Below are 10,673 nucleotides of genomic sequence, written 5' to 3' on the forward strand. Positions count from 1 at the left end.
TTGTTGTTTAATTGAAGCTTGAGACGGGCGGAACGTGAAGGGACGATTGGGACAACGGCAGGTACTTTTCGGGTGAGAGGTGGTTTTGTGATCTGTGCGGCTTTTCGGCGGGTGGCGCTGCGCTTACCCGCCCTACGAACCGTTATGCGTTCAGGAAACCGGTACTTTCTGCGCCCGGTATGCGCTGGGTGAGCACCCCGTCAGTCGGTTAAAAAAACGGGCGAAATAGGCCGGATCTTTAAACCCCAGCTGCCAGGCAATTTCGCTCACTGTGCTGTCGGAAAACAGCAGCAAACGCCTGGCTTCCCGCAGCTGGCGGTCGAAGATCAGCCGTTTCGGCGAGCGGTTGGCGAAGCGGCGACAGATATCGGTCAGGCGAGATTCGGTGAGATGCAATTCGCTGGCATACTCCGGAACCGTCCAGTGCTCGTGGTAATGAGCATCTGTCAGCTGGTTAAAGCGCTGAAAAAGCTTCAGCTCACCGCGCATGCCGCCTGACGCGTGGTCGTCGAGCTTCGCGTTGCGCAGCAGCAGGGTAAAAACGGCCTGGGCCAGCAGGACCAGCGTATGCTCGCGACCGGGCAGTTGTTCCGTGGATTCCCGGGCAATCAGCTGCCAGTAGTGCTTCAGCGCCGCCAGCTCGTCAGGCCTGTCGGCAAGCGACAGGCAGATCCCCGGCAGGCCGAACGCTTCCCGCGTACCGGGGTAGAGCACTTCTAACAGTGGCCAGATGAGATCCTCGCGCACCGTCAGCACGTGGCCGTCGCTGTCGGATTCGGTAATAAACGCGTGCGGCACCGACGGTGGTGTTAGCACGAACAGCGGCGCCTGCACCGAGTAACGGTGGTCGTCGAGCTGGAGCTCAATCTGCCCGGTGTCGAGAAAATGCATCTGAAAATACTGGTCGTGGCGGTGCGCCTGCATGTCGCGGCCAAAAAAGGCCGCCATGCGGGCAAACGACTGGTAGTGCACATCGTCGGTGCCCAGACTTTCGTCGTAATCCTTGCTGATATCAATGTTGGCGATGGGGCTCTGGCACATGATCGTTCCTCTGTTGATCCCGCTGCGTCATCGGAATGCGCGTCAGCACCAGCGCGCCCACCACCAGCAGACCCGCCACGAACCACAGTCCCGAGCTGAAGCTGCCGGTCGCGTCGCGCAGAATACCTATCAGCAATGGGCTGACGGCAGACCCGACGTTGCCGATGGCGTTGATCACCGCCAGCGCCACCGCGCGGGATTGCAGGCTAATAACCTGATCCGGCGTGGTCCAGAATATCGCCATGGCGGTAAACGATCCGGTTGAGGCCATGATGATGCCAAGCAGCTGGATCAGGCTGTGATCGGTCGCCGAGGCCAGCATCCATCCCGCCGCTGCAAACAGATACGGCAGGATGGTGTGCTTTTTTCGCTCTTTCAGCCTGTCGGAGCGGCGGCTCCACCAGATCATCCCGAGGATGGTGCAAAACTGCGGAATCGCCGCCAGCAGGCCAATCACGATATTGCTGCTGCCGGTGTTGAAGCTTTGCAGGATCTGCGGCGTCCAGATGTTGATCGCGCTCAGCGTATTCGTCAGGCAGAAGTAGGCCAGCGTGTAGAGCAGCACGGCGGGCGTCAGCACCTCGCGCAGCGTCGAGCGCGGCGTGGCGGCGTGCGCAATGGCCAGCTCCTGTTCGCGGGCGATCATCGTTTTGAGTGCCTGCTTTTCGTCATCATCCAGCCAGGTGGCCTGATCCGGGGTGTCGTTAAGGTAGAACCAGGTCACCACGCCGAGCACCACCGATGGCAGCCCCTCCAGCAGGAACAGCCACTGCCAGCCCTTCAGGTTCCACAGCCCGTCCATCGCCAGAATGTACCCGGAGAGGATCGAGCCGAGCATCATGGTCACCGGCATGGCGATCATAAACAGCGCGTTGGCGCGGGCGCGGTGATACGCCGGGAACCACCAGGTGAGATAGACCAGAATGCCTGGCAGGAAACCGGCTTCGGCAATGCCCACCAGCATGCGCAGGACATAAAGCGTTTCGGGGCTGGTGGCGAACATGGTGCAGGTAGAGGCGATGCCCCACACCACCATGATCCCGGCGATCCAGCGGCGGGCGCCGACCTTCGCCAGCATGATGTTGCTGGGGATACCGCACAGCACGTAGGTCACGTAAAACAGCGTCGCGGCCAGGCCAAACATGGTTGACGTGAGGCCCAGATCTTTGCCCATCGTCAGCCCGGCAAAGCCGATGTTGATGCGATCGAGAAACGAGAAAACAAACAGGATAAAAAGAAACACGATCAAACGACGGAACAGCTTATTAATAACGCGATGTTCAACAGCTTTATTATGCAGGGTTGAGGTCGTCATGTTGCGCTCCACATCGTACGTTTAGTAGACGGATTTATTGTTATCAACTGCTGTGGTGACGTCGGTAAAGCGGGCCGCCAGCGCTTCGGCGCTGCGGGCGAGCAGGGTGGTATCCACGCCGACCGCGACAAACAACGCGCCGAGGCTGAGATAGCGTTTTGCCAGCTGTTCATTCGCCATCAGGATGCCGGGCGCTTTGCCCGCGCTGAGGATCTGCGCGATCGCCTGTTCAATGGCGGCCTGCACCTCCGGGTGCTGCGGATTACCGGCGAAGCCCATGTCGGCGCTCAGATCCGCCGGGCCGATAAACACGCCGTCCACCCCTTCCACGTCCAGGATCTGCGGCAGGTTTTTCAGCGCCTCGCGAGTTTCGATTTGCACCAGCACGCACATGGCGTCGTTAGCCTGATGCAGATACTCCGGGATGCGGTTCCAGCGCGACGCCCGCGCCAGCGCGCTGCCGACGCCGCGAATGCCGGCAGGCGGATAGCGGGTGGCGCTGACCGCCAGACGGGCTTCGTCGGCGTTTTGCACCATCGGCACCAGCAGGGTTTGCGCCCCCACGTCCAGCAGCTGCTTGATCTGCACCGGATCGTTCCACGATGGGCGCACCACCGGCTGGCTGGGATAAGGGGCGATGGCCTGGAGCTGAGTCAGGACGGTCTGCACGCTGTTCGGCGCGTGCTCCCCGTCGATCAGCAGCCAGTCAAAACCGGCCCCGGCCAGTAGCTCAGCGCTGTAGCTGCTGGTCAGCCCCAGCCACAGGCCGATTTGCGGCTTTCCGGCTTTCAGCGCGGTCTTAAATGCGTTTTCCATGGTGCACTCCTACACAAAGCGGCAGCTAATCGAGCCCATGTTGCCGTAGTCGACGTGGAAGGTGTCGCCTCTGCTGGCGGCAACCGGGCGGGTAAACGAGCCGCCGAGGATGATCTGGCCTGGCTCAAGCTGCACGTCGTATGGCGCGAGTTTGTTCGCCAGCCACGCCACGCCGTTTGCCGGGTGGTTAAGCACGCCTGCGGCGACCCCGGTCTCTTCGATCACGCCGTTGCGGTAGAGCAGGGCGGAGATCCAGCGCAGATCCAGCTCGTCGGGTTTAATCGGGCGGCCGCCGAGGATCACGCCCGCGTTGGCGGCGTTATCGGAGATGGTGTCGAACACCTTGCGCGGGCGCTGGGTTTCCGGGTCAACGTTATGGCAGCGGGCGTCGATCAGCTCCAGGGCGGGGATGACGTAATCCGTGGCGTTGTAGACGTCGAAGATCGTGCAGTTCGGGCCGCGCAGCGGTTTTGCCAGCACGAAGGCCAGCTCCACTTCGATGCGCGGGACGATAAAGCGATCCACGGGGATGTCGCTGCCGTCGTGGAAGAACATATCGTCCAGCAGCGCGCCGTAGTCCGGCTCGCTGATCTGCGAGCTGGCCTGCATCGCTTTGGAGGTGAGGCCGATCTTGTGGCCTTTCAGCACGCGGCCTTCGGCGATTTTCAGGCTCACCCATTCGCGCTGGACGGCGTAGGCGTCTTCAATGGTGATCTCCGGGTACTCCAGCGAGATCGCGCGGATCTGCTCCCGGGATTGTTCCGCCTGATGCAGGCGGTGGGCGATCAGGGTATGGGTGTGTTTGTCGAGCATGGCGTATCCTTTGTGCGGCTGTTGCCGGGTGGCGCTTCGCTTACCCGGCCTACGGTTTGGGGCCGTTGTAGGCCCGGTAAGCGCAGCGCCACCGGGCGAGCAAACGGCTACTTAAACAACGCGTGCACGTTGTTCTGCTTGTAATTAAGCGTCGGGTGCAGCTCGTCGAGCTCGAACGACAGCGCCAGATAGCGGGCGGCCATCAGCTCTGCAAAATGCGTTTTGATCAGCGCAAACAGCATCTCCCCCACGGCTTCCCGGCTTTCCAGGCTGCGCCCCGCGCCGATCTTCAGCGTCATATGCACAAAGGCGTAATCGTGCTTACCGTCGGCCATCTGCCAGGTGTCCAGCCAGTGGGCGCGGCTGCGGATACCGCCGATGGGGAAGATGCCCGTGGCGGCGAGCGCCTCGTTCACTTTGGCGAACAGCCCTGGCAGGTCGGCCTGCTCGCGGATGTTGTCGGTACATTCAGCAATAAAGTGCGGCATGGCGGCTCCTTACGCGGGCAGCGGGAAAACGGCGTTGACCTGGCCGGTGCCGGAGCTGGCGAACAGCTCGGTGAGAAACTCCACCTTACCGTCGTATTTGTCCCAGCCGAGCATCCCCAGCAGCATCACCGTGTCGTGCATATTGCCCTCGCCGTAGCAGTAGTCGGCGTACTCCGGCAGCATGCTGCAAAACTCCTTGAACTGACCCTCGCGCCACAGCTTCACCACGCGCTCGTCCATCTGGCGGTCAAACTCGCGGGTGTAGCTGTTCATCCCTTCCTCCGCGCGCTGGTCGTCGATAAAGCGGTGCGAGAGCGAGCCGCTGGCAAGCACCGCCACGGTGCCGTCGTATTTTTCGATGGCACTGATGATGGCCTCGCCCAGCCTGCGGCTGTCGGCGAAGTCGTGAACCGTGCAGAACGCCGAGATGGAGACCACTTTGAAGTGCTTATCCGCGTTCATGTAGCGCATCGGCACCAGCGTGCCGTACTCCAGCTTCAGGCTCGGGATGTTGTGCGCCTTGGCGCGAACGCCAAGCTTCACCGCTTCGTCGGCAATCAGCTGGCCGAGTTCCGGGTTGCCGTCGTAGTCGTAGGTCATGTCGCGAATAAAATGCGGCAGCTCGTTGCTGGTGTAGACGCCCGAAAAATGGTCCGCGCAGTTGATGTGATACGCGCTGTTCACCAGCCAGTGGGTGTCGAAGACGATAATGGTGTCCACGCCCAGCTCGCGGCAGCGCTTGCTGATCTCTTTATGCCCGTCGATGGCCGACTGGCGGCAGCCGTGGTTTTTGCCCGGCAGTTCAGAGAGATACATTGACGGAACGTGTGTGATTTTTGCTGCTAAGGCTAATTTTCCCATGATCAGATCCCCCACTTTGGAATCGGATGGTCGCCCATGGAGATACAGACGTTCTTCATCTCCGCGAAGACCTCGAAGCTGTACTCGCCGCCCTCACGCCCGGTGCCGGAGGCCTTCACGCCGCCAAACGGCTGGCGCAGGTCGCGCACGTTCTGGGTGTTGACGAACACCATGCCCGCTTCGATGCTGCGCGCCAGACGCAGCACTTTGCTGACGTCCTGGGTCCAGATGTAAGATGCCAGGCCGTACTCCACGTCGTTCGCCAGGCGCAGGCCTTCCGCTTCATCCTTAAACGGCAGCAGGCAGGCCACCGGCCCGAAGATCTCCTCCTGCGCCACGCGCATGCGGTTATCGACATCCGCCAGCACGGTCGGGCGCAGGAAGTTGCCGCCTTTCAGGTGCGCAGGCAGATCGGTCGGTATATCGGGGCCGCCCGCCAGCAGGGTTGCGCCTTCCTCAATGCCGAGCCGGATGTAGCCGGAGACTTTTTCCCAGTGCTGCTGGCTGATGAGCGCGCCAATCTGGGTGTTCGGATCGGTCGGGTCGCCCACGCGCAGGCGGTTGGCGCGCTCGGCAAAGCGTTTGACGAACTCCGGGTAGATGCTCTGCTGGATGAAGATGCGCGAGCCGGCGGTGCAGCGTTCGCCGTTGATGGAGAAGATGGTAAACAGGGCGGCGTCCAGCGCGCGCTCGATGTCTGCGTCTTCAAAAATCAGCACCGGAGATTTGCCGCCAAGTTCCATGGAATACTTCTTCAGCCCGGCGTTTTTCATGATGTTGCGCCCGGTGGTGGTACCGCCGGTGAAGGAGACGGCGCGCACGTCATGATGACGCACCAGCGCGTCGCCCGCCGTGGCGCCATAGCCCTGCACCACGTTGAGCACGCCCGCCGGAATGCCCGCCTCCAGCGCCAGCTCGCCCAGACGGTCGGCGGTCAGCGGGGAGAGTTCAGACATCTTCAGCACCGCGGTATTCCCTAAGGCCAGGCACGGCGCGACCTTCCAGGTGGCGGTCATAAACGGCACGTTCCACGGCGACACCAGCGCGCAAACCCCCACCGGCTGCACCAGGGTGTAGTTGAGCATCTTGTCGTCGACCGGGTAGGTTTTGCCGTTCATCTGCTGGCACACCTCGGCGAAGAACTCGAAGTTGTGCGAGGCGCGCGGAATGAGCACGTTTTTGGTCTGGTGGATCGGCAGGCCGGTGTCGGCGGTTTCCATCGCGGCAATGTCCGGCACGTTCTGGTCAATCAGATCCCCCAGGCGACGCATCAGGCGCGCGCGCTCCTTCATCGGCAGGTTGGCCCATTTCGGAAACGCCTCTTTGGCGGCGGCAACGGCCTGATGGATTTCGGCTTCGCCGCCGGAGGCCACTTCTGCCAGCACCTCGCCGGAGGCCGGGTTAGTGGTTTGGAAGTACTCACTTCCGGCGACGTTTTTACCGTTGATCCAGTGGTTAATCTTTTTCATTTTGCAGTCTCCTCACTGACAATTCGGTTTACCAGACGGCCTACGCCTTCCACTTCCACCACCACCTCATCGCCCGGCACCACGTCGGACAGCCCCTTCGGCGTGCCGGTGGCAATCATGTCGCCCGGTTGCAGGGTCATAAAATCGCTCAGATACGCAATTAAGTAGGGGATGCTGAAGATCAGGTCTGCTGTGGTGCCTTCTTGACGCAGTTCACCGTTGACGTAGGTGCGAAGACGAAGGTTGTGCGGGTCAGGAATGGCTTCTTTTGGCACTACGTTCGGGCTGATGGGGGTCAGCCCGTCGCGGCTTTTCACCCGCAGGTTCGGGCGATAGTAGTTTTCGAGATAATCGCGGATGGCGTAATCGTTGCACACCGTATAGCCCGCCACGTAGTCCATCGCCTCGGCTTCGCTGACCTTGCGCGCGGTTTTGCCGATGACCACCACCAGCTCCGCTTCGTAATGCATGTACTCGATATTGTTCGGGCGCACCGACGTCTGGTTGTCGCCGTTAAAGGTGTTTGGCGCTTTGATAAACACCAGCGGCTCGGTGGGTGGCTTGAAGTCCAGCTCGCTGGCGTGGTCGGCATAGTTCAGACCGAGGGCAAACAGCGTGGCGTGCGGCGGCGTGCGCGAAGCGATGGCAACGTCGCGTTCCTCCACCACCGGGTTTTCCAGCGGCGGAAATCCTTCTGCCAGAATACGTACCCGATCGCCCGGGCGAACTTCGACGCGGCTTTGCGGAGTGCCGAGCAATATCGCATCGCCGGGGTTCAGGGTGGCAAATTCGCTCAGGGCGCTCAGCAGTTCGGCGGCGTTGCGGTGCAGATCGGCCGTGTTCCAGTGGTCCGCTTCGCGGCCGTTGATCTCGGTGATGATGGTCAGATTATCCACGTTATCAACGGCGACAGGTTCGCCGAGCGGGCAAAATCCATCCCGGCATTTGGCCTTGATCGCCGGACGGTAGAAGCTTTCTTCCGGCAGGCTGATTTCGTTAGCCAGCGCGTAGCCGGCGATGTACGCCGCCGCCTCTTCAACGCGTACTTTGCTGGCGGTTTTGCCCACCACCAGCGCCACCGTCGCGCCGCTTAACACGGTTTCTCCCTGCGGGAAGGGAATCGGTTCGCCTGCGCGGATAACAGTGTTATGTGGCTTGATAAACCACACCGCCGTATTTGGCGGCGCGTTATAGGGGGCTTTTTCAAACGCCTCAGCCCAGGCCACACGCTGGCTTTGGTGGTTTAGCGCTACGGCAAAAACAGTACCTTTCATTCCCATACTCCTCAAACCGGCTGTCCGGTTTTGATTTCATTAATATGTTAATGATCTGGTTTTATGCTTTTGCTGTTCGTTTCGCAATCAGAAGTGAATAATTTGTGATGCAAATAACAATAAATTTACATAAAAGGGTGAATTGATATTTAAATCAATAAGTTAAAAAAATAGCTTTGTTTCTGTTAGACTTTTTGGGTTAAAACGTGTTGTCTATAAAAGCATCTTTTTTTAATTGTTTATTTGTTAATGATGTAAGGGGTAGATGATGCATGACTCATTAACCATCGCGCTGTTGCAGGCGCGTGAAGCGGCGATGGGCTACTTCCGCCCGATAGTGAAGCGGCATAATCTGACCGAGCAGCAGTGGCGTATCGTCCGCGTGCTGGCCGAGCATCCCTCCATGGATTTTCACGATCTGGCGTTCCGCACCTGTATTTTGCGCCCAAGCCTGACCGGCATTCTGACGCGGATGGAGCGCGACGGTCTGGTGCTGCGCTTAAAACCGGTGACTGACCAGCGCAAGCTGTACGTGTCGCTGACGAAAGAAGGCAACGCGCTGTACCAGCGTGCTCAGGCTCAGGTGGAAGAGGCGTACCAGCAGATAGAGGCGGAATATACGCCTGAGAAGATGAAGCAGCTCACGGCGCTGCTGGAAGAGTTTATTGAACTTGGAAACCGACATATCGCCGCGAGGGACGAAGCGTAAAAACCCTAAATTCCAGGATGATTTTCGTAAAGTTTTCTCATGCCAGGCCGAATATTCTGTATCTGCCTGAGGAAAGAGAAAACATGTTAAACCGAATCAAGATTGTCACCAGCTTACTGCTGGTTTTAGCGATATTTGGCCTTTTACAACTCACGTCTGGTGGTCTTTTCTTCAATGCCCTGAAGCATGACAAAGAGAATTTCACCATCCTGCAAACCATTCGCCAGCAACAATCCACCCTGAACGGTAGCTGGGTGGCGCTGCTGCAAACCCGTAACACCCTGAACCGCGCGGGTATCCGCTATATGATGGATCAGAACAATATCGGCAGCGGCTCAACCGTCGCCGAGCTGATGCAGATTGCCTCTGCATCTCTGAAACAGGCGGAAAAAAACTGGGCGGATTACGAAGCGCTGCCGCGCGACCCGCGTCAGAGCGACGCTGCGGCACTGGAAATCAAACGTAATTACGATATTTACCACGGTGCGCTGGCTGAGCTGATCCAGCTGCTGGGGGCGGGCAAAATCAATGAGTTCTTCGACCAGCCGACCCAGAGCTATCAGGATGGCTTTGAGAAGCAGTACGTCAACTACCTGCAACAGAACGACGCGCTGTATCAGACCGCGGTTGAAGACAGCAACAGCTCTTACCGCCAGGCTATCTGGGTGCTGATTAGCGTGCTGGCTGCGGTGTTGGTGGTGATTGTTGCCGTCTGGCTGGGTATTCGTCAGGCGCTAATTTCGCCGCTGAACCGTCTGATTGACAGCATTCGTCATATCGCCAGCGGCGACCTGGTGAAGCGCATCGACGTGGAAGGCTCCAACGAGATGGGTGTACTGGCTGACTCCCTGCGCCATATGCAGGGCGAGCTGGTGCGTACCGTGGGTGACGTGCGTAACGGCGCCAACGCTATTTACAGCGGTGCGAGCGAAATCTCGATGGGCAATAACGATCTCTCATCCCGTACCGAACAGCAGGCTGCCTCTCTGGAAGAGACCGCCGCCAGCATGGAACAGCTGACTGCCACCGTGAAGCAGAACGCCGAGAACGCCCGTCAGGCGAGCAACCTGGCGCTGAGCGCGTCTGAAACCGCGCAGAAAGGCGGCAAGGTGGTGGATAACGTGGTGCAGACCATGCGTGACATCGCCGGCAGTTCGCAGAAAATCGCCGATATCATCAGCGTGATCGACGGGATTGCCTTCCAGACCAATATTCTGGCGCTGAACGCGGCGGTAGAAGCGGCGCGTGCGGGCGAACAGGGGCGTGGTTTTGCGGTGGTTGCAGGTGAAGTCCGAAACCTGGCGCAGCGCAGCGCCCAGGCGGCTCGCGAGATCAAGAGCCTGATTGAAGACTCCGTGGGGCGCGTGGAAATTGGTTCAACGCTTGTTGAAAGCGCGGGTGAAACCATGGGTGAGATCGTGAATGCGGTAACGCGCGTGACGGATATCATGGGCGAAATCGCGTCTGCGTCTGACGAGCAGAGCCGCGGTATCGACCAGGTTGGGCTGGCGGTGGCTGAGATGGATCGCGTGACCCAGCAGAACGCCTCGCTGGTGGAAGAGTCTGCGGCGGCGGCCGCGGCACTGGAAGAGCAGGCGAGCCGTCTGACGCAGGCCGTTGCGGTGTTCCGTATTCAGCAGGAACAGATGAAGGCGCGCGAGTTCGCCTCGGCGAAAAGCGTTGCCGCACCGGTAGTGGCGCGTAAACCGGCGACCGCAGACGCGGGCGATAACTGGGAAACGTTCTGACGCTGTGCGTTTCGCCGGGTGGCGGCTACGCCTTACCCGGCCTGCGGATTGTGCGTTTTGCCGGGTGGCGGCTGCGCCTGACCCGGCCTACGGATTGTGCGTTTTGCCGGGTGGCGGCTGCGCCTGACCCGGCCTACGG

General features: G+C 59.9%; 10 protein-coding genes. 2 read left to right on the forward strand and 8 right to left on the reverse strand.

Annotated elements, in window-relative coordinates:
* Positions 1-150: 150 nt before the first annotated feature.
* The 8 genes from hpaA to hpaG form a co-directional block, all read right to left on the reverse strand.
* The gene (hpaA, locus tag SK50_RS05420) at positions 151-1,041 is read right to left on the reverse strand and encodes a 4-hydroxyphenylacetate catabolism regulatory protein HpaA (RefSeq protein WP_017383853.1); all 891 of its coding nucleotides are present in this window, start codon (positions 1,039-1,041) and stop codon (positions 151-153) included.
* Positions 1,013-2,356 (reverse strand): 4-hydroxyphenylacetate permease, encoded by a 1,344-nt coding sequence (hpaX, locus tag SK50_RS05425; RefSeq protein ID WP_015572591.1) that lies wholly within the window; start codon positions 2,354-2,356, stop codon positions 1,013-1,015. Before hpaX ends, hpaA begins: the two co-directional genes overlap by 29 nt.
* A gap of 21 nt (positions 2,357-2,377) precedes the next feature.
* Positions 2,378-3,172, reverse strand: coding sequence for a 4-hydroxy-2-oxoheptanedioate aldolase (gene hpaI, locus SK50_RS05430; RefSeq protein ID WP_015572592.1), 795 nt, complete (start codon positions 3,170-3,172; stop codon positions 2,378-2,380).
* Positions 3,173-3,181: 9 nt separating this feature from the next.
* Positions 3,182-3,985, reverse strand: a complete 804-nt coding sequence (gene hpaH, locus SK50_RS05435) for a 2-oxo-hept-4-ene-1,7-dioate hydratase (RefSeq protein WP_015572593.1) — start codon at positions 3,983-3,985, stop codon at positions 3,182-3,184.
* A 107-nt stretch (positions 3,986-4,092) separates the two neighbouring features.
* A complete protein-coding gene (locus tag SK50_RS05440) occupies positions 4,093-4,473 on the reverse strand; it encodes a 5-carboxymethyl-2-hydroxymuconate Delta-isomerase (RefSeq protein ID WP_023303044.1) in 381 nt (126 codons plus the stop codon).
* A 9-nt stretch (positions 4,474-4,482) separates the two neighbouring features.
* The gene (gene hpaD / locus SK50_RS05445; protein WP_032661486.1) at positions 4,483-5,334 is read right to left on the reverse strand and encodes a 3,4-dihydroxyphenylacetate 2,3-dioxygenase; all 852 of its coding nucleotides are present in this window, start codon (positions 5,332-5,334) and stop codon (positions 4,483-4,485) included.
* Between the two features lie 2 nt (positions 5,335-5,336).
* The gene (gene hpaE, locus SK50_RS05450; protein ID WP_045344437.1) at positions 5,337-6,803 is read right to left on the reverse strand and encodes a 5-carboxymethyl-2-hydroxymuconate semialdehyde dehydrogenase; all 1,467 of its coding nucleotides are present in this window, start codon (positions 6,801-6,803) and stop codon (positions 5,337-5,339) included.
* Positions 6,800-8,077 (reverse strand): 4-hydroxyphenylacetate degradation bifunctional isomerase/decarboxylase, encoded by a 1,278-nt coding sequence (gene hpaG, locus SK50_RS05455; protein ID WP_048229161.1) that lies wholly within the window; start codon positions 8,075-8,077, stop codon positions 6,800-6,802. The genes hpaE and hpaG overlap by 4 nt, the downstream gene beginning before the upstream one ends.
* Before the next feature lie 268 nt (positions 8,078-8,345).
* On the opposite strand from hpaG, the gene hpaR reads away from it, so the two are divergent.
* Both hpaR and tsr read left to right on the forward strand, forming a co-directional pair.
* Positions 8,346-8,786 carry a homoprotocatechuate degradation operon regulator HpaR gene (gene hpaR / locus SK50_RS05460; RefSeq protein WP_017383846.1) on the forward strand — a complete coding sequence of 147 codons (441 nt, stop codon included), beginning with the start codon at positions 8,346-8,348 and terminating at the stop codon, positions 8,784-8,786.
* Positions 8,787-8,869: 83 nt separating this feature from the next.
* Complete coding sequence (tsr, locus tag SK50_RS05465; protein WP_017383845.1) at positions 8,870-10,534, forward strand: methyl-accepting chemotaxis protein; 1,665 nt, start codon at positions 8,870-8,872, stop codon at positions 10,532-10,534.
* The last annotated feature ends 139 nt before the right edge of the window (positions 10,535-10,673 follow it).

Origin of the sequence: Enterobacter sp. BWH64 (genome assembly GCF_001037645.1) — a bacterium.
Lineage (GTDB): Bacteria > Pseudomonadota > Gammaproteobacteria > Enterobacterales > Enterobacteriaceae > Enterobacter > Enterobacter hormaechei_C.

What these genes read in the sequence shown, in the direction of transcription:
- hpaA (WP_017383853.1), bottom strand. Translation starts at nt 1,041, where the DNA reads ATGTGCCAGAGCCCCATCGCCAACATTGATATCAGCAAGGATTACGAC.
- hpaX (WP_015572591.1), bottom strand. Translation starts at nt 2,356, where the DNA reads ATGACGACCTCAACCCTGCATAATAAAGCTGTTGAACATCGCGTTATT.
- hpaI (WP_015572592.1), bottom strand. Translation starts at nt 3,172, where the DNA reads ATGGAAAACGCATTTAAGACCGCGCTGAAAGCCGGAAAGCCGCAAATC.
- hpaH (WP_015572593.1), bottom strand. Translation starts at nt 3,985, where the DNA reads ATGCTCGACAAACACACCCATACCCTGATCGCCCACCGCCTGCATCAG.
- SK50_RS05440 (WP_023303044.1), bottom strand. Translation starts at nt 4,473, where the DNA reads ATGCCGCACTTTATTGCTGAATGTACCGACAACATCCGCGAGCAGGCC.
- hpaD (WP_032661486.1), bottom strand. Translation starts at nt 5,334, where the DNA reads ATGGGAAAATTAGCCTTAGCAGCAAAAATCACACACGTTCCGTCAATG.
- hpaE (WP_045344437.1), bottom strand. Translation starts at nt 6,803, where the DNA reads ATGAAAAAGATTAACCACTGGATCAACGGTAAAAACGTCGCCGGAAGT.
- hpaG (WP_048229161.1), bottom strand. Translation starts at nt 8,077, where the DNA reads ATGAAAGGTACTGTTTTTGCCGTAGCGCTAAACCACCAAAGCCAGCGT.
- hpaR (WP_017383846.1), top strand. Translation starts at nt 8,346, where the DNA reads ATGCATGACTCATTAACCATCGCGCTGTTGCAGGCGCGTGAAGCGGCG.
- tsr (WP_017383845.1), top strand. Translation starts at nt 8,870, where the DNA reads ATGTTAAACCGAATCAAGATTGTCACCAGCTTACTGCTGGTTTTAGCG.